General features: G+C 29.4%; 22 protein-coding genes and 1 riboswitch. Of the genes, 1 reads left to right on the top strand and 21 read right to left on the bottom strand.

Translation table 11 applies throughout. The annotated features are described in order from the left end of the window. Window position 1: 1 nt before the first annotated feature. The 15 genes from E5347_RS07985 to E5347_RS07910 form a co-directional block, all read right to left on the bottom strand. A complete protein-coding gene (locus tag E5347_RS07985; protein WP_136006209.1) occupies window positions 2-478 on the bottom strand; it encodes a complex I 24 kDa subunit family protein in 477 nt (158 codons plus the stop codon). Between the two features lie 974 nt (window positions 479-1,452). Further along, the gene (locus E5347_RS07975) at window positions 1,453-1,911 is read right to left on the bottom strand and encodes an S-ribosylhomocysteine lyase (RefSeq protein WP_136006206.1); all 459 of its coding nucleotides are present in this window, start codon (window positions 1,909-1,911) and stop codon (window positions 1,453-1,455) included. Window positions 1,912-2,181: 270 nt separating this feature from the next. Then, window positions 2,182-3,078 (bottom strand): methylenetetrahydrofolate reductase [NAD(P)H], encoded by an 897-nt coding sequence (gene metF, locus E5347_RS07970; RefSeq protein ID WP_136006203.1) that lies wholly within the window; start codon window positions 3,076-3,078, stop codon window positions 2,182-2,184. 223 nt (window positions 3,079-3,301) lie between these two features. Continuing rightward, window positions 3,302-3,408, bottom strand: a riboswitch (SAM riboswitch). Between the two features lie 148 nt (window positions 3,409-3,556). Next, on the bottom strand, window positions 3,557-4,510 hold the full coding sequence (locus E5347_RS07965) for an MraY family glycosyltransferase (protein ID WP_136006201.1): 954 nt from the start codon (window positions 4,508-4,510) through the stop codon (window positions 3,557-3,559). A gap of 241 nt (window positions 4,511-4,751) precedes the next feature. Then, window positions 4,752-5,393 carry a V-type ATP synthase subunit D gene (locus E5347_RS07960; RefSeq protein ID WP_136006199.1) on the bottom strand — a complete coding sequence of 214 codons (642 nt, stop codon included), beginning with the start codon at window positions 5,391-5,393 and terminating at the stop codon, window positions 4,752-4,754. Between the two features lie 2 nt (window positions 5,394-5,395). Then, the gene (locus E5347_RS07955; protein WP_136006197.1) at window positions 5,396-6,778 is read right to left on the bottom strand and encodes a V-type ATP synthase subunit B; all 1,383 of its coding nucleotides are present in this window, start codon (window positions 6,776-6,778) and stop codon (window positions 5,396-5,398) included. Next, the gene (locus tag E5347_RS07950) at window positions 6,771-8,552 is read right to left on the bottom strand and encodes a V-type ATP synthase subunit A (protein ID WP_136006195.1); all 1,782 of its coding nucleotides are present in this window, start codon (window positions 8,550-8,552) and stop codon (window positions 6,771-6,773) included. Before E5347_RS07950 ends, E5347_RS07955 begins: the two co-directional genes overlap by 8 nt. 17 nt (window positions 8,553-8,569) lie before the next feature. Continuing rightward, a complete protein-coding gene (locus tag E5347_RS07945) occupies window positions 8,570-8,881 on the bottom strand; it encodes a V-type ATP synthase subunit F (RefSeq protein ID WP_168354929.1) in 312 nt (103 codons plus the stop codon). After that, on the bottom strand, window positions 8,874-9,875 hold the full coding sequence (locus tag E5347_RS07940; protein WP_136006192.1) for a V-type ATP synthase subunit C: 1,002 nt from the start codon (window positions 9,873-9,875) through the stop codon (window positions 8,874-8,876). Before E5347_RS07940 ends, E5347_RS07945 begins: the two co-directional genes overlap by 8 nt. 12 nt (window positions 9,876-9,887) lie before the next feature. Then, window positions 9,888-10,478, bottom strand: a complete 591-nt coding sequence (locus tag E5347_RS07935) for a V-type ATP synthase subunit E (protein WP_136006190.1) — start codon at window positions 10,476-10,478, stop codon at window positions 9,888-9,890. An 18-nt stretch (window positions 10,479-10,496) separates the two neighbouring features. Beyond that, the gene (locus E5347_RS07930; RefSeq protein WP_136006189.1) at window positions 10,497-10,982 is read right to left on the bottom strand and encodes a V-type ATP synthase subunit K; all 486 of its coding nucleotides are present in this window, start codon (window positions 10,980-10,982) and stop codon (window positions 10,497-10,499) included. A 12-nt stretch (window positions 10,983-10,994) separates the two neighbouring features. Next, complete coding sequence (locus tag E5347_RS07925; RefSeq protein WP_136006188.1) at window positions 10,995-12,950, bottom strand: V-type ATP synthase subunit I; 1,956 nt, start codon at window positions 12,948-12,950, stop codon at window positions 10,995-10,997. Further along, complete coding sequence (locus E5347_RS07920) at window positions 12,937-13,263, bottom strand: ATPase (protein WP_136006186.1); 327 nt, start codon at window positions 13,261-13,263, stop codon at window positions 12,937-12,939. The genes E5347_RS07925 and E5347_RS07920 overlap by 14 nt, the downstream gene beginning before the upstream one ends. Before the next feature lie 202 nt (window positions 13,264-13,465). Next, the gene (locus E5347_RS07915; protein ID WP_136006184.1) at window positions 13,466-15,142 is read right to left on the bottom strand and encodes a B12-binding domain-containing radical SAM protein; all 1,677 of its coding nucleotides are present in this window, start codon (window positions 15,140-15,142) and stop codon (window positions 13,466-13,468) included. A 29-nt stretch (window positions 15,143-15,171) separates the two neighbouring features. Further along, the gene (locus E5347_RS07910; RefSeq protein WP_136006182.1) at window positions 15,172-15,666 is read right to left on the bottom strand and encodes a hypothetical protein; all 495 of its coding nucleotides are present in this window, start codon (window positions 15,664-15,666) and stop codon (window positions 15,172-15,174) included. Between the two features lie 191 nt (window positions 15,667-15,857). Between E5347_RS07910 and spoVB the strand changes: the two genes are divergently transcribed. Continuing rightward, window positions 15,858-17,357 carry a stage V sporulation protein B gene (gene spoVB / locus E5347_RS07905; RefSeq protein ID WP_136006180.1) on the top strand — a complete coding sequence of 500 codons (1,500 nt, stop codon included), beginning with the start codon at window positions 15,858-15,860 and terminating at the stop codon, window positions 17,355-17,357. A gap of 141 nt (window positions 17,358-17,498) precedes the next feature. On the opposite strand, the gene E5347_RS07900 is transcribed toward spoVB, so the two are convergent. The 6 genes from E5347_RS07900 to E5347_RS07875 form a co-directional block, all read right to left on the bottom strand. Continuing rightward, entirely contained in the window at window positions 17,499-17,804 is a 306-nt protein-coding gene (locus E5347_RS07900; protein WP_136006178.1) for a hypothetical protein, read from the bottom strand. A gap of 30 nt (window positions 17,805-17,834) precedes the next feature. Next, window positions 17,835-19,007, bottom strand: coding sequence for an MFS transporter (locus E5347_RS07895; protein ID WP_136006177.1), 1,173 nt, complete (start codon window positions 19,005-19,007; stop codon window positions 17,835-17,837). Window positions 19,008-19,023: 16 nt separating this feature from the next. Then, the gene (locus tag E5347_RS07890) at window positions 19,024-20,037 is read right to left on the bottom strand and encodes an ROK family protein (protein ID WP_136006175.1); all 1,014 of its coding nucleotides are present in this window, start codon (window positions 20,035-20,037) and stop codon (window positions 19,024-19,026) included. Between the two features lie 253 nt (window positions 20,038-20,290). Beyond that, complete coding sequence (locus tag E5347_RS07885) at window positions 20,291-20,491, bottom strand: DUF4177 domain-containing protein (RefSeq protein WP_136006172.1); 201 nt, start codon at window positions 20,489-20,491, stop codon at window positions 20,291-20,293. 54 nt (window positions 20,492-20,545) lie between these two features. After that, entirely contained in the window at window positions 20,546-20,917 is a 372-nt protein-coding gene (locus tag E5347_RS07880) for a nuclear transport factor 2 family protein (RefSeq protein WP_136006409.1), read from the bottom strand. 187 nt (window positions 20,918-21,104) lie between these two features. Then, window positions 21,105-22,724: a putative polysaccharide biosynthesis protein gene (locus tag E5347_RS07875; RefSeq protein WP_136006169.1), complete on the bottom strand. Its 1,620-nt coding sequence runs from the start codon at window positions 22,722-22,724 to the stop codon at window positions 21,105-21,107. Window positions 22,725-22,730: the final 6 nt, after the last annotated feature.

The raw sequence follows: 22,730 nt of genomic DNA, 5'->3' as shown, positions 1-22,730 counted from the left end.
ACTAACCTTGCTCCCTTAAATTATTAATTAATTCATTAACTTGAGGCTTAGTAAAATATCCGTAAACCTTATCATTAATTAGAACTACAGGTGCTATTGCACAGGAACCAACACATCTTAAAGTATCTAAGGTAAATAATCCATCAGAGGTAGTTTCACCTTCTTTAATACCTAATACCTTTCTAAAATCCTCTAAAATATCATTAGCTCCTCTTACAAAACAGGCTGTCCCAGTACAAATGCTAATTACATACTTTCCTTTAGGCTCCGTTGAGAAATAGGAGTAAAAAGTTATTACTCCATACACTTTCGAAGGAGGTATATTTAGCTTATCTGCAATATATTCTTGTACCTCCCTTCCTAAATATCCATATAAACCTTGTGCATGATGTAAAACTGCTATTAAGGAACTTTCTTCATCATTCCCATCTTGGATAAATAATTCTAATTCCTTGAACTTTCCACACTTATCCTCCAATTTTATCTCCCCCTGTATTATATTAGTTTTAATAATTTTCTGAATATTCTCATAATTATATGTTAGCACAATGTATTTCAATTAACAATTAACATTTAATAATTAACAATTAATGAAGTAATTTGTACTAAATTACAAAAATTCGAATAAAAAACCCGATATATATAATATGATTTTAACTTAGAGAAAATGAAAAAGAATAGATTAATATTTAAAAATTATTATTCTGAATAAAACATCCACACTGATTTAACATAAACTCAATTTAAGAAATAATTTTAATATTGTATAATAATCTATATTAACTAAAAATTACAGCATAGCTAAAGAAAAGGTGGTTACAGTATTAGAAATTAAATATAAGAACACATTAGATGATTATGTAAATTTTTATTGGTTTTCACAAAAACCATTAATTCTCATTATATTTTATGGGTTTCAATCATTATTTTTATTTGGAATAGTCTATGCACTTACAGATTATGATTATTCTCTTAGTGCAAGGATAATTGCAGTAGCTATAATTATAATCTTATGGATTATATATCGTGTTTTTTGCAAAAAAGTAAATAAAAAAGCTATAGCACAAGGAGTAATAAAGATAAGGGCAAAAATGGATTCTTCCTTATTGAGTGAAAAAACTTTAACAATAAATGAAGATAACATTACTATTAAAAGTGTTAAATGAGTAAAAAAGTTTAGTTTTAAAATAATTTCTAGAATCCATGAAGAAGATAATTGTATATATATTATAAATATCATACGTGATGTTACAGCGATAATACCTACTAATATCTTCACAAGTACAGAGGAAAAGGAACAGGTCATAGCTCAACTAAAAACAAGGTGTAAAAGAAAATGAGAGAGTGATAAAATAGATTATCACTCTCTTTTGTTAACTAAGAAAAAAACAAATAATTATACATAAAAATTAATGGTTTATATTTGCTAATTAGAAATTAACTAAGTAATTCCTATACTTCTCCATAGATGTTTAATGAGAATCCTGTTTTTAATGTCTTTTCAGCATATCTTTTTGCACCATCTAAAGATAAATCTTTATAATTTCCACATTGAACTTCATTAGCAGCTGGTATTTCTTTTGCTTTAAGTACTGCTTCTAAAGCTGATTCCAATGCTTCTTTAATTTCTTTAGGCTCTCTATCCCCCCATATACTTAAGTAGAATCCTGTTCTACATCCCATAGGTGATAAGTCTATAATACCATCTACCTTGCCTCTTAACTCGTGAGCTAGTAAATGTTCTAAACCATGGATTGCAGCTGTTTCAAATGCTTCCACATTAGGCTGTAAAAATCTAATATCAAATTTAGTTACCTTATCTCCTTTTTCACCTTCTAAAAGACAACACTTTCTTATATATGGTGCCTTAACTATTCTATGATCTAATTCAAAACTTTCTACTTTTTCCATAATACTACCTCCCTATATTTACTATTATATTTTAATTAACAGTTTACATGATTTCAATGATGTTCTAAATTATCATATCTATTCACCAATAGCCTTACTAGAAGCAAATAATTATAAATGGAGCTGCTGCATTATCAGCTCAAATTAAAAATGAATAATTATTGATGTAATTCCTACATAATTACTAAAATTAATTGTTTTTCAAAACTCCCTTAGGAGTTTTTCATAAATTTTCATTATTCATTCTTAATTTTCAATTGTACAACAGCACTATTTATTTGCTACATTTTCACAAGTGTTTATTGTATTTATTATAGATGATACCCCTTCACTAATCCTTCTTGCTACATAAGGATTATTCATAGTGTATAGATGAATTCCATCTACTCCACTTGATATTAAGTCTATTATTTGCTCATTTGCGTAAGCTATCCCTGCATCTCTTAAAGCTTCTGGGTTAAATTCATATTTATTCATTATCTTTAAAAACTTTTGTGGTACTTTTGCACCACAAAGTGATACTATTCTCTTTATTTGCCTTGCATTTATAACAGGCATAATACCAGCTTCAACAGGTATATTTATATTATACTTCTCTTTCTTATCTAAGAAATTATAAAAATAATTGTTATCGAAGAATAATTGAGAAACTAAGTGAGTAGCTCCTGCTTCTTGCTTTCTTTTTAAATTTAATAAATCATCTTCAATAGATTTACTATCTGGATGAATTTCGGGATAACAGGCTGCAACTATGTTGAAATCATCTCTTCCTTTAATGTGAGTTATTAAATCAGTTGCATACCTAAAACTACCTTCTCCTTTATAATCTGCTGGAATATCTCCTCTTAATGCTAAGACATTTTCTATACCTTGATTTTTTAAATCATCAAGTATCTTATCAACATTATCTTTAGTTGAATTAATGCATGTTAAATGAGCTAGTGGCTCTATACCATACTTATTTTTTACTATTGAAGAAATCTCACAAGTCATATTCTTAGTTAAGCTTCCACCTGCCCCATAGGTAACGCTTATAAAATCTGGCTTAAGATCCTTTAACTCCTCTAAAGTATTATAGATAGTTTCTATATTGGATTCTTGTTTTGGCGGAAATATTTCAAAAGAAAATACTACCTTTTTTTCATTAAATAAATTATTAATATTCATAATAGCCCCCTAATTTTTTATTCTTAGCCCATCTACCTTTTCCAATATTCCCCAGGAAAAATAGCTGAAATACCTTATTACTATTTTGATCTTTAAATTAATTAACTCTTACCTTTTATAGGCTCCTTAAGCTATCCATAAGTCTTTTAAGGTAAAAATAATTTAAAGAATAAAAAAAATACCTAAAGGATAACCTTTAGGTATAGTATAAGCCTATAAATTACCCTTATCTAACAGGAATTAGCACCACACAAATAAGCTAAATATACATTTAACCTTGTAGGTTGCCGGGTATCATAGGGCCAGTCCCTCCACCACTCTCGATAAGTTCTTTAAATATTGTTTTTTTATTATTATAAGTTATTTCCTCTTTTTTGTAAACAAGGAAATTAAGTTTAATTCTTATTTATAAATCTTAATCTGTTTTTTATTATTTATCCAATCTCATTTTTAAAACTTAGTTATAGTAAAAATCTAATTAATGTTTTATTAATAGTAATACTATTGAAACTATACTAAAGGCTAAGCTTACCATATTTATATATGTTACTACTTGCTTAGGTGTAAATCCTTTAGCTTCTAACCTATAATGAATTTGGCTTCTATCTGCTTGATAAACAGGTTTTCCATCTAAAAATCTTTTTATAATTACAAAGATATTATCAAATATAGGTATAGCTAAGGCTAGTATAGGAATAAATAAACTCATTAATGTAGCTTGTTTAAAAGCTCCATCTAGAGCTATTATACTAAGTATAAATCCTAAGAAGTTAGCACCTGAATCACCCATAAATATTTTTGCAGGATATTTATTATACATAAGGAATCCTAAAGTCACACCAGAAACCCCTAAGGACATAATTATAGATTCACTTTGATTAAGTATTATAGCTGCTCCAGCAAAAGTAATAGATGAAATTAAAGTTAATCCACCAGCTAATCCATCCATACCATCTGACCAGTTTATAACAGTAGTAACTCCAAATATCCATGTTACAGTTAAAATAAATTGTACTACATAACTTAATTGAATATATTCCCCTGAAAAAGGATTGCTAAATCCTCTAAAGGCAACTCCTGAATTAAATACAAGAATTGCAGCTAGTAATTGAATAATTAACCTTGGATAAATAGGAAATTCTTTTCCTCTAGTTTTATAAAAGTCATCAACTAGTCCAATTAATAATATTAAAAGGGATCCAAAAAATATCCATACTTTTTCTATATCTAAACTATATGTATTTACAAAGAAATAAACAACAAAAAATCCTATAAACATAGCTATCCCACCACAAAGTGGAATTTCGCCTCTATGTTGTTTTCTTTTAGTTGGCTTATCTGTAAAACTATATTTATGTGATAATTTCACTAATATAGGCACTGAAAAATATACAATTGAAAATGCCAATATAAAAGATAATATATATCTCATAATGTCTCCTTAATTATAAATGCTATTTTATATTATATTATGTTAATTAATTATTATCTTATTATACTATTAAAGGCCCTTATTATCAATGACAAAACAATTACGATTTTTATCACTTCACTCTATTATCTGTATTAACCATATTTAATTTAGCTGATTTAGAATAAGTCACCCCCTAAATTATTAACTGTTATTTGTTAATGAGCAATTAAAAAGAGGCTGTTTAAACAGCCCCTTAAAATTAATTCTTTGCTTGTATCATATCTTTAACCTTCATAAGTCTAGTTAAAGCTCCTCTTTCATTTTCATCAAGCTTCATTCTAATATACTTGATAGTTTCTTGAAGAGAAGGAATAGTCATATATTCAAGAGCATTAACTCTTCTTCTAGTCTTTTCTATTTCATCTGCCATAAGCTGAGTTGACTTTTCAACCTCTGCAAGTTCTAATAACTTTGGCAGTATTGTATATAGCTTAGAAATAGAATCATCTAGTTCTGATGATGTGCTTGCAAATCCATATGGGAATATGCTCCCTTCATCACCTTCTAGCTGTCTATGAAAGTCCATTTTCGGAACATTAACACTCATTATATTCTTAGTTCCTACTTCAACAGAAATACTTTCTTTCGGATAAGCTACTGCCTCTTCTAGAAATTCTGAGCTCATAACAGCTCTAGCCATAACAAAGTCCTTAAGTGCTCCTTGAAGCTCTGCTTCTACAGATTTTCTTAATTCATTATTATATTTGACAAGATTAACGAATTGCCTCATAAGCTCATCTTGCTTATCCTTTAAAAGTTTATGTCCCCTTGTAGCTGTAGCTAATCTCTTTTTTAGCTTAGACATCTCCATTCTAGTAGGATTGACATTTAATCTTGCCATGGCTATTCTTCATCTCCCTTTGGCATATACTTTTCAAGATATTCGTCTCTGATTCTCTTAAGCTCAGTCTTTGGAAGTATCTTTAAAAGTTTCCATCCTAATTCTAATGTTTCTTCTATACTTCTATTTGCTGTAAATCCTTGAGAAACATATTGTTCTTCAAAGGCTTCAGCAAATTTAGCATATTGCTTATCTATATCTGATAATGCTGATTCTCCTAATATAGCAGATAATTCTTTAGCTTGCTTTCCTTGTGCATATGCTGAGAATAATTGGTTCATAGTATCAGCATGGTCTTCTCTAGTCTTATTCTTTCCTATACCCTTATCTTTAAGTCTTGATAATGAAGGAAGAACATCTATTGGAGGCATAATACCTTTCTTATATAACTCTCTTGAAAGGATAATTTGACCTTCTGTAATATATCCAGTTAAGTCTGGAATTGGATGTGTCTTATCTTCTTCAGGCATAGTTAATATAGGAATTTGAGTAATTGATCCTTCTTTACCTCTAAGTCTTCCTGCTCTTTCATATAGAGTTGAAAGGTTAGTATATAGGTAACCTGGATATCCTCTTCTACCTGGAACTTCTTTTCTAGCTGCTGAAACTTCTCTTAAGGCTTCTGCATAGTTAGTTATATCAGTCATAATAACTAGTACGTGCATTCCCTTTTCATAAGCTAAGAATTCAGCTGTAGTAAGAGCCATTCTAGGTGTAGCTATTCTTTCGATAGCTGGGTCTGATGCAAGGTTCATAAATAATACTGAATTATCTATAGCACCAGTCTTATTAAATTCATCTACGAAGAATTGAGATTCTTCAAATGTAATACCTATAGCAGCAAATACAACTGCGAAGTTAGAATCTGAATTTAAAACTTTCGCTTGTCTTGCAATTTGTGCTGCTAATTGTGCATGAGGAAGTCCTGATGCTGAGAAAACAGGTAGCTTTTGTCCTCTAACTAAAGTATTAAGTCCATCTATTGCAGATATTCCTGTTTGAATAAATTCTGATGGATAATCTCTAGATACTGGATTTATAGCTTCTCCATTTATATCTAATCTCTTTTCAGGTATAATATTTGGACCATTATCTATTGGGTGTCCCATACCATCAAAGATTCTACCTAGCATATCTTCAGAAACCCCTAGTTCAAGAGGTCTTCCTAAGAATCTTGCCTTAGTTTCTTTTAAGTTAATTCCTGATGATCCTTCAAAAAGTTGAACCATAGCTCTAGTTCCGTTTATTTCAAGAACTTGACCTCTTCTGATTTCACCAGTTTGAAGTTCAACTTCAACTAACTCATCATATTTAACACCTTCTACACCTTCAACTACCATTAAAGGCCCTACAACTTCTGTAACTGTCTTATATTCTTTAAGCATTTAGAACCCCTCCTTTTTCGTTGATTAATGTATCAATAGCTGATTTTAATTCTGCTTCAATTTCATTCATTCTGCTTAGATTTTCTTCAGGAATATACTTACTTCTAGCAATCTTATCTCTAATTTCACTTAAAGCTAAAATTTCATTTAAATATACTCCAGCCTTTAATGCTCTTTCTGCTTCCTTCTTAAATAGAAGTATTAACTTTAACATCTTATATTGTTTATCTAATGATGCATATGTATCAACTTCATGGAAAGCATTTTGTTGAAGATAATCTTCTCTAATTGACTTAGATACTTCTAACTTTAATCTATCATTTTCTGATAAAGCATCGATACCAACAAGACTCACTATTTCTTGTAATCCTGATTCTTCTTGAAGTAAAGTCATAGCTTCTTGTCTTAATGAAGACCAATCAGAAGATACTTCATTATTCATCCACTCATCAATTGTATCCGCATATAATGAATATGAATTTAACCAGTTAATTGATGGGAAGTGTCTCTTATAAGCAAGTTGAGCATCAAGTCCCCAGAATACCTTAACTATTCTAAGTGTTGCTTGAGTAACTGGCTCAGAAAGGTCTCCTCCTGGAGGTGAAACTGCTCCTATAGCTGTAACAGCTCCTTCTCTACCATCTTTACCTAGACAAACAACTTTACCAGCTCTTTCATAGTAGTCAGCAAGTCTTGATCCAAGGTAAGCTGGATATCCTTCATCCCCTGGCATTTCTTCAAGTCTACCAGACATTTCTCTTAAAGCTTCTGCCCATCTTGAAGTTGAGTCAGCCATTATTGAAACTGAATATCCCATATCTCTAAAGTATTCAGCTATAGTTATACCTGTATATATACAAGCTTCTCTAGCTGCAACTGGCATGTTTGAAGTATTAGCAATAAGTACTGTTCTCTTCATTAAGCTTTGGCCAGTCTTAGGGTCTTTTAGTTCTGGGAACTCATTTAGAACGTCTGTCATTTCGTTACCACGTTCTCCACAACCAACATAAACAACTATTTCAGTGTCTCCCCACTTAGCAATTTGGTGTTGAACTACTGTTTTACCAGCTCCGAATGGTCCTGGTACTGCAGCTGCTCCACCTTTAGCAACTGGGAAGAATGTATCTACAACTCTTTGACCTGTAGTCATTGGAGCATCTGGTTTTAACTTTCTTGCATATGGTCTACCTTTTCTTGCTGGCCATTTTTGCATTAATGTTAATTCCTTATCACCTTTTTCAGTTTCTACTATACATACAGTATCAACTATAGTGAAATCTCCTGCTTTAATTTCTTTTATTGTTCCTTTAACTCCATAAGGTACCATTATCTTATGAAGAACAACTGTAGTTTCTTGTACTGTTCCAATTACATCTCCAGCCTCAACTACATCTCCTACTTTAGCAGTAGGAACAAAGTTCCAAACTCTTTCTCTATCTAATGACTTTACAGCTACACCCTTAGTTAAAAATTGTGAGTTTGCAGCCTTTGCAAAAGCATCTAGAGGTCTTTGGATACCATCGAACATAGACTCAATAAGTCCTGGTCCTAATTCTATACTTAATGGTTCACCAGTAGTAACTACTGGGTCTCCAGGTCCAATTCCTGTAGTTTCCTCATAAACTTGGATAGATGCCTTATCGCCTCTCATTTCAATGATTTCTCCGATAAGACCTTTTTCTCCAACCTTAACCATGTCGAATATATTTGCATTTTCCATTCCCTCAGCAACTACTAAGGGACCTGCAACTTTAATTATCTTTCCGGTCTTCAACGTACTAACCTACCTTCCTATAAAATATTAACGCCTACAGCTTTTTCCACACTATCACTAATTCTCTTAAGTCCTATATTTAATGAACCTTGATTACTTGGAATTAATATTACAGCAGGAAGTACCTCTTCATTGTAACGTGCTATAGTTTCTTCTATTGTTTGCGCTATTTGTTCAGTTACAAAGATTACTGCGTAATTGCCTCTTGCACAGCCATCTACTGCTTTTCTAGCTTCATCAGCATCTACTACTGGGAAAACATCTATTCCTAGAGCTTTGAAAGCTAAAACTGAATCCTTATCTCCAACAACACCTATTTTCTTATGCATATATATCACGCAACCTTTCTCTTATTACTTCCTCAGCAATATTATTAAGCTTGCCAACCATTATAATTCTTATTACTTTTATTTCAGTTTCTTTAGCATATATATATGATAAAATCTTCTCTGGTCCAAAAGTAACTAACTTAGAATCCTTCATTAATTCCATAATGTAATTATCACTTAACTTTTCTAAAAGACTTGCAGATTCTGTTGCAATATATCCTTCAAACCCTTCTTTAATTAAGTCTGAATAAATAGTACTTTGAAGTTTAGTCATTATATTTTCTGGTGATTCATTTAATAAAGCAACTAATTTACTACTATCTATTGCCCCACCATCTACTATAACTTCCTCAGCAAAGTCTCTTCCTTTGTTTTGTTTTTTAATTCTAAGTAATGTTCTTATATTAGTAGAATCTATCATTGCTTTTACTAAATTATCTATAAACTTATAATCTAAGCTTTTTTGAATTTCTACTAATTCTTTAAACATATATTTATCAATAATTATATCTATCTTTTGAGGATCTTTAGTTTCTTCAAAGACCTTCATAGCTTCTTGAACTCCTTTTCCAAGGGTTCCATTTAAGCTTTTATAATTATCTCCATCTATTTTACGTTTAATTTCTTGTAAATCTAAATTTCCAAGCTTTATAATCATTGAAGATAAATCTTTTCCAAGAACTTTTCCCTTTAAAAGAACTTTTACATTATGATAATCATATTTTAAACTCATTATCTTAACTACTTCTTTAACAGGGCTTATTTCATATACCAAATCATATACTCTTTTAAGTTCTGCAGACAAAATTTCTTCATAATCCTCTGCTCTTTTTATACTTGATGATACATTTGAATATTCTGTTTCATTTAATATTCTAAGAACTTCGCTTGCAGATGGAGCTTCAATCATTCTTTCAACTTTTGGTTTATCAAGGAGTTTAGTTTCTAAAACCCATATTCTTGATACTGCTTGGGTAAACTTCATTTTATCCATTTCTTACCCTCCTTAATTGAACAACACATTAGCTACTTCAAACTCCAATTCATTCTTTAATGAACTTACTAAAGCTTCATATGTGTTATTTATTTCTATACCATTACTTTCAAGAATAAATCCACCTTTAAAGTTCCCTATAGTAGGACTTAACTTTATATTACCATTATCTCCTAATGCTTGATTTAAATCATATATAAAAGTAAGGTCTACTAATTCCATTCCTGCTTTATTTAAAATAAGATTTTGTTCTCCTATTTTTCCTAAAGATAATATTGAACTTTTAATAAATCTTAAAAAGTCATCTCCAGAAATAGCAGCTAGAACATCTACACTTTTATCAAAAACGTCTTTAATAACTTCTTGTTTTGCAGATAACTTATTATTTCTTACTTTTAAAGAAGCAGAAGATATTATTCTTTCTTTTTTAGTTTTTGCCTCAGCTTCAGCCTTTTGTATTATTTCTTTTTCTAGTTCTCTGGCTTTAGCTACTTTTTTAGAAAGAATCTTATTCTTTTCTTCTTCAGCAGAAGCTAAAATGCTTTCCTTTCTTTCTTCAGCATCCCTAAGGATTTTTGAAGTTAGATTATTAATATTTGCCATCGCCTATTCTCTCCAATCCTAGAATCCTTTGTTTACTAACATAAATGAAATAACGAATCCTAATAATGCATATGTTTCAACCATTGCTGCTAAGATAATACCTTTAGTATTGTGTTCTGGGTTCTTTGCTAATATTTGAATACCAGCTGCTGCAACCTTACCTTGAGCTATACCTGACCAAAGTCCAGCAAAAGCTATTGGAAGACCTGCTCCTAATAAGTATAAACCTTGTTCTAATGGCATTCCTGAAGTCATCTTAGTGAATATTAAGAAACCTATAACGAAACCATATAAACCTTGAGTACCTGGTAATAATTGAAGAACTAAAGCCTTACCGAACTTTTCTGGTTCTTCTGTAACTAAACCTGTAGCTGCTTCACCAACTATACCAACACCTTTAGCTGAACCTATACCAGCTAAACCAACTGCTAATGCAACTCCCATTGCTGCAAAAACTAATCCACCGTTATTTTCTATAAAATATTGAATCCATGACATTTCCATTTATAATTCCTCCTAATTTCTTTTGATCCTTATATATTTTTCTGATCCTTTAAATGCATTAAATGGTCTTCCACCACCATCATAGAACTTAGAGAAATATTCAACATACTGAAGTCTTGCTGTATGAACATAAGCTCCAAGTAATGATAATCCTAAGTTAAATATATGGAATAATACAAATAATACTGGTCCTATTATTATTGCCGCCACTCCTGGTAGAGTATTAATTAAAAGATTTAATGCCCCAGCAATAGATCCACCTGCAAGTCCTAGTGCCATAAGTCTTGTGTATGAAACTAAGTCTCCTACATATCCAGTTATACCATATAAAGAATACAACCCTTGACCTGCTTTAGCACCAACAGATTTCTCTGCTCTTCCTCCAGCTATAACTATAAGTACCATACCTATTATCGTAGTTACTATAAACACTGTTCCTAAGAAACTTGATAATCTTAAAAACTTAACAGCAACTATTCCACCAATAGATGCTAATGTAATTATCCATGATCCTGCATCTAGTAATGCATCTAGTTTTTTCCCCATCTTAACTAAACTATAGACCTTTATAAATAGTCCAAAGAATATTTGTATTACTCCAAGGGCTAAAGATAAGATAAGAATGGTATTAACGTCTTTATTTGTATCAATTAATTGAGTTGGAAGTTTTACTATATCACCAAAGAATGATCCGTAAATCAACCCAAAGAATATTGTTGGGAAACTTAAGTAGAAGAAGAACTTTGCAAAATCCTTCATACTATCACTTAGCTTTAAGAACTTAAGAGCTAAGAATGATCCTATTAATACTATTAAACCATATCCTGCATCTGCTACCATCATACCAAAGAATATTAAATAGAATGGTGCAAGAAGTGGAGTTGGATCTACTTCATTGTATTTCGGATAACTATACATACCAGTAACACTTTCAAATGCAGATACAAGCTCTCCATTTTTTAATTTAATAGGTACATCATCTATTTCATCTTCTTTAACATCTTCAAACTCTATGTAGTATTCATCTTTAAGAACCTTTTTGCAAGCTTCTGTTAAGAGTTCACTATCTTCCTCTGATATCCAACCTTGAATTGCACTTACATTCTTAGTTTTTAAGAAGTTTTTTGCAACTTTGTTTCTTTCTACTTTACTAGCGAAATAATCATATGCAACTTCTAAATTTCTTAAATCCTCTTCATAATCTGCAATTTCTTCTTTTACGAAGAATTTCTTTGATCGAATTTCTTCAATTTTATGCTTAAAGTCTAAAATTAGCTTTAATGGCACATCATTATGCTCTGTTTTAAAGGAAGTAAATCCAACACTTCTAAGAACTTCAGAAATATTTTCATCCTGATCCTTATTTGCTAAAATTAATAAATTAATATCATTTGTACTTCTAGATACTATTTCTACATAAGCATTTGATAACTCTTGTAATAAAGTATCCTCATAAGATTTTGATATAGTTCCTATATAATAAGAAGTATTCTTTAATGATTTAATTTCACTAAAGCTTACATCTAAATCTTGCCAAGGTGTTAAAGTATCAATTTCAGCTTGTAACTTAGTTACCTGTGAATCTAAATCAGCTAATTGTCCATCCTTTTCTTTTGCCTTATCATAACTTTTAATCCAATTAGATGATTTTACCTTTTCACCTAATTCATCTAAAGTTAATGATTGCTTTTCTTCTCTTAAAGCTTTAATTCCAGATTTCTTTGGAACATATTTGCTTAAGAACTCAAGACCATATTTAGCTTTTGATAAACTTTCTTCATATTTTACACACTCTAAATCCATATCGTCTTTAGATAAAGCTTTTAAATCCTCATACTTATCTTGTAATTCTTCATCTTGTAAATTTATAAATTCTACTCCAGATAAGCCTTGAATTTCTTTTAGTAGCTTTTGTTTTTTAGATTCGAAGGTAAGCAAAGTGAATTTCTTCATCTTAACTATTGCCATGAATCTTCACTATCCTCTCAACGATTAAATTAATAGCATTATTCTTCTTGTCTTCAGAAATATTTTTGATTTCAATTACTTCATTTTCACCCTTAGATAAAATAGGTGCTGCTTCTGAATTCCCATCATCTTCAGCCTTTTTAATAGTTTCACTCTTTTTTAAATTAGCAGATTCCACTATTTTGTTGTATTCATCTTCAGCTTGAATATTTGCAACCTTTAATATTTCCTTTGCCTTAGCTGTGGCTTCTTGAATTAATTCTTCAGCCTTATCTTCAGCCTTCTTTATTTCATTTATTGCTTCTAATGCCAAAATCTCACCACCTTTATTATATTTAATAATAATAATATAGTAATTAATGCTTTATATAGTATTAATTACTTTATTCTATTATACATTATACACTGTTTCATATATTTTTCAACATTTTTATTCCCAGTCTAAGGAAAGAGCCCTTATATTTTACGTAATGTAATTGTTTTCTTCATTATATTTTAAGGCTATTTAACTTTTCTTAATATTCTTTTATCTCCTCAGTTATATGGATAATATCACCTCCATAACCAAATAAATAATAGTCCTTCTTTTTAATAATTATCGAATCCTTTAAAAATGTCTGTATATCAATCTCAAAAGACTCTAAGTAATACTCTTTAAATGAATATTTATGCCTAAGCATATTCTTTATTTCTTCTTCTTCTCCCCTCTTTATGCTTCTTCCTATAAAGTCAGGTATCCCTCTTTTCTTATTAAAGTTTAAGTAATCAAATCTTAACAATTCATTTAATATATCTTTATCTCCTTTTAATATTTCCATATTAAAATCTAAAAATACCTTATAGTATTCACTGTTGCCGATATTTCTATTAAAATATCCTTTCTTATCAAAATACTTTCCAAGCTCGTAATAAAAATCAAAAGGATTATCAAACTGCTTAACTAAATAATTTATTATGTTATTAAACTTCTGAGAGTTATAGTACTTATCTACCATTTCTTCAACCTTTTTAAGCTTTAATAACTCTTCATAGCTTAAATCCTTTGTTTTTAAGATTTCATAAGGTGGATATGGAGAGAACTTCATTCCATATGCTACTGCTTCCTCTCTTATAGATGCCCCTCTTAATAATTTTAAAAATCCTAATTGAATCTCTTCTGGCTTAATACTATATACATCATTGAAGGATCTTTTAAATGAATTATAATCTTCTCCTGGTAAACCTGCTATTAAGTCTAAGTGTTGCTTTATATTTCTCAACTTTAAAAGTTCATCTACCTTTTCTTTTATATCACTGAAATTAACAAATCTATTAATTCTATTTAAAACTTCATCATTAGTTGTTTGAACTCCAACTTCAAATTGGAATCTATCTTTCGGAGCTTTTCTAAGTAATTCTAATTCGGCATCCTTTAAAAGATCTGCTGATATTTCAAAATGAAATTGTGTTTTAGTATCTTGATTAATTAAAAATTCCCAAATTGCCATTGTAAATTTGTGATTGCAGTTAAAGGTTCTATCAACAAACTTAACAAGCCTTACTTCCTTTTTAATAAAGTAAGAAAGTTCTTTTTTAACTCTTTCTATATCTAAGAAACGTACTCCATGAATTGTTGAAGATAAACAATAACTACAGTTAAACGGGCATCCTCTACTTGATTCATAATAAACTATCTTATTATCTAAATTTTCATCTTCTTCATAAGGAAATACTACTTCATTCATATTCATAAGAGGTCTTTTGCCATTAAAGAAAATATTATTATCTTTTTTATAATACAATCCTCTGATATCTTCTAAGCTTCTTTCCTGTAACTTATATTCAACAAACTCCCTATATGTTTTTTCTCCTTCACCTTCAATAATATAGTCCCCATTAAGCTCTCTTAATATGTTTTGACTATCATAAGAAACCTCAGGTCCACCATATAGTATTTCTATATTTTCATCTACTAATTTAATTAAGTTAGATAATCTTTTTATCATTTCAATATTCCAAATATAAGTAGAAAATGCAACTACATTTGGTGATTCTTTTATTATTTCCTCTAATATCTTTTCTTCTCTATCATTAATTGAGAACTCTCTAATTTTACAATCATAATCCATATCCTTGGTAAAAGCCTTTAAATATCTAACAGCTAAATTGCTGTGAACGAACTTTGAATTAATAGCTGTAAGTAAAATTTTCATATGTTATCTCCCTTCAAATTTAGCAAATTTTATATTTTTTTACCCCTAATAAAATGAATATCTTCCCATAATTTAGTTTCTTCTATTTTATAAGATTTTTCAAGGAGTTTTTTATTTTCTTCCATATTTGATTTTATAATAGGATTTAAATTTTTAAATTCAAACTCTTTAAATTTCCCTGATGGCATTACTGCAATTATTTTATTATTTATCATATCACGTACTTCTTTATTAATATCCCATATATATATTTCTCCCCCAACCCTTATATACTTACTAACTTCCTCTATTATCCTTGCTCGACTAAAACCATTCCACATCTTACTTAAAGAGAAAAACATTGTACAGGTATCATATTCATTTTCCTTTAGTTCTCCATCTTTATTTTCACTAACATAATCTACTGAAATCTCATTCATTATTTCTTTTGATAAATTATAAATAACTCCAAAATTCTCGCCAACATCTAAGATATTCCCTTTAAATTTTATATCTGATAAATTTAAAACTATTGTCTTCCCCATATTAAAACACCTCCATATTACATAAGTTACATTATATTTATATTTATGAAGGCATTATTTTATAACAGTTTTATTTATTATTTATAATATTTGTTTTCATTTAACCTTTTATTTATTCTCTTTACTTTTCTTCTTGCATAAACTCTTATAAGAAAGAATAGATATAAATGTATTGATTGGAGGTGAATACTTTGAAGAAAGATAGCTTTTTAAGAAATTCTATCCTTCTTACAACGTCGAATATTACAACTGGAATATTGGGCTTTATTTTTTCTATTTACTTATCAAATCTTATAGGTCCTGTTGGAGTTGGCCTTTATGGTTTAGTAATGCCCATTTACAATCTTTTTATATGTCTAATGACAGCTGGAATAATTGCAGCAATTTCCAGAACTTCTGCAGTGTATAAGGCAAAAGGAGAATTTAATAATATTAGTAAAACTATTAGATCTGTAGCTGGTTTTAATGTTATTTGGGCAATTGCTATAGGCGCTTTAGTCTTCTTTTTAGCACCATACATAAGTAAATATGGAATTCATGATATTAGAACTGTTAATGCTATTAGGATTACTTGTCCTGCTATGGTGTTCATAGCTCTTTCTAATATTTTAAAAGGTTATTTCTTCGGTATTTCTAAAATTGTAGTACCTTCTTTTATAGATATTTTAGAAAAAGCTATGAGGATAATTACTATTACTTTATTAATTTTTGCTTTTAAGTCAACTTCTATAACTTCTTTAGTTACCCTAGCTTACTTATCCTTAGCTATTGGAGAACTGCAGAGTTTGATTTTATTATTTCTATATTATAAAAAATTATCTAGAGAAACTCCTAAATCCTTTGATAAGCCTGAAAGAGCATCTCAATTACTTTTTAACGTCCTAGTAATTGCACTTCCTCTATGTTTAAATGGCTTCTTAGGAAATTTATTTGGAACTGCTTCAACTCTACTAGTTCCAAGAAGATTAATTGCTGCTGGCTTTGATGCAACTACTGCATTAGGTATGATAGGAAAGTTTACAGGTATGGCTTTAACTATAGTTACCTTTCCTATGATTGTAATTATGTCAATAAACTCTTTAATAGTTCCTGACCTTTCTGAAACTATTAGCAGGCGTGATTACTACAATGCATCTTTAAGAATTAAAAAAGTTATGAAAATAGCATTTTTATTAGGACTTGCTACAACGGTAATATGTAATCTTATTCCAGATTCTTTAGGTATGATGTTGTTTAAAAGAGATGACTTAGGTAACTATATAAAGATAGCATCCTTAAGTGCACCAATACTATTCACTGCAAATACTATGTTTGGAATACTTAATGGCTTAAATAAACAAGGAATAATTCTTAGAAACTCCCTTATAGTATCTGCTATAGAAATTGTATGCCTTTTTATTTTCATTGGACTACCTGGTGTAAATATTATGGGATATGGAATAACTCTATTTATAACCTCATTAATAAGTTTAGTTATAAATCTTAGAGAAATTCAAAAGCATATATACTTAAATCTATCTAAAAGCAATATAATAATTTTTGTATTACTTTCAATTTTAATATTTATTGTACTTAAAGTCTTAAGTAGAAATATGCTAAATGATGTGATGATAATAAAAAATTTAATAATTATATTTATTACCTTTGGTCTTTTTACAGCTCTAAGCTTTTTTGGTATAGAAGAAGAATAAGTGCTGCGCTACGCTTAGCACAATGAATAATTAAGAATGTATAATGGATAATGAAGGATGTAATTTGTTTCAAATTACTGATAATAAAACAATAAAAACTCAGCTTAGGCTGAGTTTTTAAATTTAAGCATCTATCTTGGATTAAGTTAATAATGTGTATCCTCCATTAACTAATTCCTTTTTTAATCTATCTTCAGTTTCCCTATCTAAATCAAGAAATGATAAACATATATAATTTTGATTAATTGATGATTTATCTATAGTAGATATATTAGAAAGTAAATTTACTTCACATATTGTTTCATCCTTAAATTTTAAAAAGAAAGTTTCTAATCCTGTATCATAAGTAAAATATTCTATATTAATTATTTTTCCAAATAAATTAATAAGTAGTTCTTTCAAAGTCAAAAAGTTTTCTCCATAAAGCTCAATATATTTATTATTCATTTCTTATCTCCTATATCTATAGAATCAATTTTATATTTCATTATTAACTTTTACTTTTTTATTAACATGTTCAGATGAAAGTAGCATAATTCCCATAAAGATTAATAGAAAAATAGGTAAGAATTTAAAGCCTATTAATTGAGATATAGCTCCAAATAATGGAGGTATAAAAGTACTACCTATATAAGCTGTAGCCATTTGGATTCCCATTATTCCTTGAGATAATTCCTTTCCAAATCTGTTTGGCGTTTCATGTAGCATTGCTGGATATATTGGAGCACAACCTAGTCCTATAGCTATTAACCCAGATAATTGCATGGATTCTGATAATGATAAAGTTAATATTGCCGCTCCTAATATACAAATTACTTGTCCAATTCTTATCATTTGCTTATTATTAAACTTCATAGCCATAAAGCCTGATAAAAATCTTCCAACTGTTATTCCCAAATAATAAAATGAAACCCATTTAGCTGCCCTTTCAGTTGATAAACCATTATTCATTACTAAAAAGGAACTAGCCCATAATCCTGTAGTTAACTCAACTGCACAATAACATAAAAATGATATTAAAGCTGCCTTAGCGCCTGGAAGTTTTAATAATATAGAAACCTTAACTTCACTAGATTTTTCTTCTTCATTATTATTGGGGGCTTCAAACTTTCTCCAAATAGGTAATGATATAAATAAGCAAACTACTAATATAGCTTGAATAATCCCTATTGTCGCATACCCCAATCTCCAACCATTATCCTTTAATAGATAAACTGACATAATAAATGGTCCTGAAGTAGCCCCTATTCCCCAAAAGCAGTGAAGCCAATTCATATGCCTAGCTTTATAATGGAGAGCAACAAAGTTATTTAATGCAGAATCCACTGCTCCTGCACCTATACCTAAAGGTATTCCCATTAAGCATATCCATATGAAACTAGGTGAAATATAAATCCCTAATAATCCAGTTGCAGTTAGTAGCACACTAAATGTGGTAACTTTCCCTGTACCAAACTTCCTTATAACTCTTTCACTAAAAAAGCTTGATATAATAGTTCCTCCTGAAACTATCATAGTAGCTATTCCAGCGTAGGATATTGGCACATTTAAATCATTATGAATCATAGGCCAAGCTGATCCCATTATTGCATCTGGTAATCCTAAGCTAATAAAAGCTATATATATAATAATCAACAATACCCTTATCATTTTACACCTCTCTTAATTACTCAAAAACTTTTTCATTTTCATATAAAACTTCTAATGAAGCTTTTATCATTCCCATTTTATAATCCTCTGCAAAATTATTACTAGCTATTGTATTAACATTAAAATTTCCTTTAGTCATACTCTTAGCTTTTTCTTTTATTTTTTTAGCAATATCCTTATCAATAAAATCACTATAAATAACAAAATTATCTGGTGCAATAACACAGCTAATTATCGCTAATAACTTTCCTATGGCTTCTGATACTTCTTCACTATCAGAGTAATTTATTTTCAGCCAATCTATATCTATTGGCATATATGATATTTCCCCAGCAAAATTAGCTTTTCCAGTATAAATATCACCATTAATTACTATTCCTGCCCCAGGTAAATGCATCCTATTAAAAACTATCCCTACCACAGTTTGTGGAGTGCTATCATCAACATTCTGATTATAGTATCCCATTACTGCTGCATTGATGTCATTTATAAAAATAACAGGAACTTTATATCGATTCTTGTAGTTCTTTAAAAAATTATCTCCTGCGATATCAGGATAATCTATCACTTTAATAACACCATCTTCTTCTACACCTGGTAATCCAAAAGATATAACTTCTATAGTAGGATATTCATAAAAAAGGTTATCTAAAATATCATTAAAACTATCATATTGAATATTTTCAAAATTACTTTCCTTTTCGTAAATGCATTTTCCTAGTAAATTAGTTACTATTACTCTTATATGATTAACATTATTTTTAGTAAATCCAAAAACTATAGCTGCACATCTAAACATATCATTATATCTATATACAGTTGATGGGCGTCCTCCATTTGATGGAATACTTTCACCAACAAATATCTCTTTACTGTTAATCATTTCTTTTAATAATCCATTAACAGTTACAACACTTAATCCAGTCTTTTCAGAAAGATTAGCTGCTGTTGATTCAATTTCACTTTTAAAACAATTCCTAATTAAATTCTTATTAATTTCCTTCATTAATTTAGTATTAGCTTTAATCATTTTATCTCCTCACTTTTTGAACATGCTTAATTAAGTATCTTTATTAAGTATGTTTATTATATATTAATAGCAAAACTTATTCAACTAGTTTTTACCAAAAATTTGCTCCCTATTTGAATTTTAAATAAAACAAGACTTCTAATACAAATACTTGTTATTAAAAGCCTCTTCTCAAATATTTAGATTTCTTTGATTATTTACTCACAATATTATATTGCCATTAGCCTACCTAAATTTTTCATGCATTCTTAATTTATATTTCTAAAGATTCTTCTTCCTCTTTTTCAAAGACTAAATCAACAAAGTCTATTTGTCCATAACTTCCACTACTTTTAGGTATTGCTGATACAAATCTCCATCCTTGTACTACGTATTTTTCTATTTCATCCCTATGATTATTAGACTTTCCCCATAATCCCCCTACTTTACATTCAACAAATAAATATCTATACATACTACCCCTCCCAAAATTATTAACTATCTATATAATTATTCTCTCACGAATCTCTTATCCATATGGATAATAATGCTTAAATTTAGACTGGAATTCCTTTAAGCTAATTATTCTATTATTATCATCAAAGTCTATAATAGATACTCCATCAAATTCAGAAGCATTATCTTTATAAACACATTTAAAATACCACTCAACTACTGTGATATTTTCATCATGAATAAATTGCTTAATATCCCAAGCTAAAACTTCACCGTTATTATGCCAATCCTCAAACCATCTCTGAATAATATCAATGTCATTATATTCAGGTCCATAGCACTCGCTATACACTATATTCTCAGAAAATATTTCTTTTAATACATCTCTTTCATTATTTATCCAAGCTTTAAAATAACTTCTTACAATCTCTTCTCTAAACTCCACCAATTACACCTCCATAGATATAACTTTTCTATCAACCACTCTATATAAAAATTATACCATTTAATTTTCTCTACTACACTTCTATATAAAAAACTTAGGCAACTTATAATACGATCAAATTTTTCTCAATAAAACAAAAAACTCAGCCTCGGCTGAGTTTTATCATTAATTGTTAATTGTCATTTATCTATATTAGTTGTTTTCTTAATCTTCTTGGTAAGTACTTAAATAATTTTGGTGATATTAAGTCTAAGTCTTTTCTTCTTATACCTCCAAAATAAATCATAGTATATAAATATACTACACCTCCAACTGCTATTAATACTAGTGTAGCCACTCCAATCATTATTCTTCCCCCACCTAAAAATTCCACAATCTTTACTACAGGGTATTTTACAACAACTATAAGTATAGACATTAATATAGAACAAATCGTTGGAATCAAAGCTTGTTTTACTACTGGTATCTTAACTTTAAAGAATTGTGTTATCTTTTTATGGTTTATTACTGTTGGAATAATAAATGAAACAAAGGTTCCAATTACTGCCCCACTTATATTTATCTTTGGCATAGACACTAAGAATATATTTAATATAATTTTAGCTACTAAGCCAAGGCTTGCAGATACAATTATTAAATATAGCTTATTAATTCCTTGTAATATAACGTTTTGTATTGTAGTTATAGACATAAAAATTAATAAAGCTGATCCATACATAAGTAATACATATTCATTTCCTATTTTATTAAATAGGAAATGATATATTTCCTTACTTAAGATTGCAAGGCCAAAGGTTGCTGGCATTACTATAATATACATCATTCTAAAAGAATAACTTGTTTGAATCTTTAACTCTTTCCTATTTTTCTGTACAAAAGCCTGGATAATCTTTGGGAATATTGAAGTTCCTAAAGCAGTTACAATAGCTAATGGTACATATATAAGAGTTTTATAATAAGATAAAACTGCTGTTAGTCTATCAACATTATCTCCATCAAAACCTGCAGATGAAAGACTATTAGCTAAGGTAATACTATCTATAACTCCTGCAAAATTTTGAACAGCTGCAACTAAAGTTATTGGTATTGCATACATTAAAAGCTTCTTTACTATTCTTCTATCAGAAACTTTTCTCTTTCCTTCTACATTAAGTTTTTCTGCCTCTTCATAATAAGATTTCTTATTAAATATATGTATAATATATATTAATGCAACTATAGCTCCAAGGAAGGTACCTACCGTTCCCCCTGCACTTCCCCATTCTAGGCTACCAGTAGCTGAAAGTAAAAGTACTGCAAATACTAAACTTAAAATAACATTTATAAACTGCTCTAGTATTTGAGATATAGCTAATGACTCCATATCTTCTATAGCTTGCATATATCCTCTATAAGCAGCCAAAATAGCTGCAAAAAATATTGCAGGTCCTAAAAATAGGAATGTATAAACCGATCTTTCCCTATTGATTAAAGTTGTTATTGGAAATGCTAAAGCCATAAAAATAGCGGCAACAATAAAGCTTATAATCCCTAGATATCTTCTAGAAAGCTTCATTGCCCTTAGAGCATCCTTATGATGCCCTATTGCCCTTAACTCAGTTACAACCTTAGTTACAGCTGGCTGAGCACCAAGACTAGTAACTGCTATTAAAAATACAAATATATCATATCCCGCTACATATATTCCATAACCTATATCACCCAATACATAAGTTAATAAAGGAACATATAATGCTGATAATAACTTACCAGCAATACCTGCAATTGATAATATTAAGAAACCACGACCAACTGATTTTTGCTCCATATCTAA

Origin of the sequence: Clostridium sartagoforme, from assembly GCF_004794105.1 — a bacterium.
In the GTDB taxonomy this organism is placed as follows: Bacteria; Bacillota; Clostridia; order Clostridiales; family Clostridiaceae; genus Clostridium; species Clostridium sartagoforme_B.
The sequence above is the reverse complement of the archived record's forward strand: the minus strand, read 5'-3'. Positions and strand labels throughout refer to the sequence as shown.

Excerpts from the sequence above, each read along its gene's own strand:
- metF (WP_136006203.1), bottom strand. The coding sequence starts at position 3,078 with ATGAATATTAATAATTTATTTAATGAAAAAAAGGTAGTATTTTCTTTT.
- E5347_RS07945 (WP_168354929.1), bottom strand. The coding sequence starts at position 8,881 with ATGCATAAGAAAATAGGTGTTGTTGGAGATAAGGATTCAGTTTTAGCT.
- E5347_RS07890 (WP_136006175.1), bottom strand. The coding sequence starts at position 20,037 with ATGATTAAAGCTAATACTAAATTAATGAAGGAAATTAATAAGAATTTA.
- E5347_RS07875 (WP_136006169.1), bottom strand. The coding sequence starts at position 22,724 with ATGGAGCAAAAATCAGTTGGTCGTGGTTTCTTAATATTATCAATTGCA.
- E5347_RS07975 (WP_136006206.1), bottom strand. The coding sequence starts at position 1,911 with ATGGAAAAAGTAGAAAGTTTTGAATTAGATCATAGAATAGTTAAGGCA.
- E5347_RS07935 (WP_136006190.1), bottom strand. The coding sequence starts at position 10,478 with ATGGCAAATATTAATAATCTAACTTCAAAAATCCTTAGGGATGCTGAA.
- E5347_RS07930 (WP_136006189.1), bottom strand. The coding sequence starts at position 10,982 with ATGGAAATGTCATGGATTCAATATTTTATAGAAAATAACGGTGGATTA.
- E5347_RS07910 (WP_136006182.1), bottom strand. The coding sequence starts at position 15,666 with ATGGGGAAGACAATAGTTTTAAATTTATCAGATATAAAATTTAAAGGG.
- E5347_RS07895 (WP_136006177.1), bottom strand. The coding sequence starts at position 19,007 with ATGATAAGGGTATTGTTGATTATTATATATATAGCTTTTATTAGCTTA.
- E5347_RS07940 (WP_136006192.1), bottom strand. The coding sequence starts at position 9,875 with ATGGATAAAATGAAGTTTACCCAAGCAGTATCAAGAATATGGGTTTTA.
- E5347_RS07885 (WP_136006172.1), bottom strand. The coding sequence starts at position 20,491 with ATGTATAGATATTTATTTGTTGAATGTAAAGTAGGGGGATTATGGGGA.
- E5347_RS07915 (WP_136006184.1), bottom strand. The coding sequence starts at position 15,142 with ATGAAAATTTTACTTACAGCTATTAATTCAAAGTTCGTTCACAGCAAT.
- E5347_RS07965 (WP_136006201.1), bottom strand. The coding sequence starts at position 4,510 with ATGAGATATATATTATCTTTTATATTGGCATTTTCAATTGTATATTTT.
- E5347_RS07925 (WP_136006188.1), bottom strand. The coding sequence starts at position 12,950 with ATGGCAATAGTTAAGATGAAGAAATTCACTTTGCTTACCTTCGAATCT.
- E5347_RS07955 (WP_136006197.1), bottom strand. The coding sequence starts at position 6,778 with ATGCTTAAAGAATATAAGACAGTTACAGAAGTTGTAGGGCCTTTAATG.
- E5347_RS07960 (WP_136006199.1), bottom strand. The coding sequence starts at position 5,393 with ATGGCAAGATTAAATGTCAATCCTACTAGAATGGAGATGTCTAAGCTA.
- E5347_RS07900 (WP_136006178.1), bottom strand. The coding sequence starts at position 17,804 with ATGAATAATAAATATATTGAGCTTTATGGAGAAAACTTTTTGACTTTG.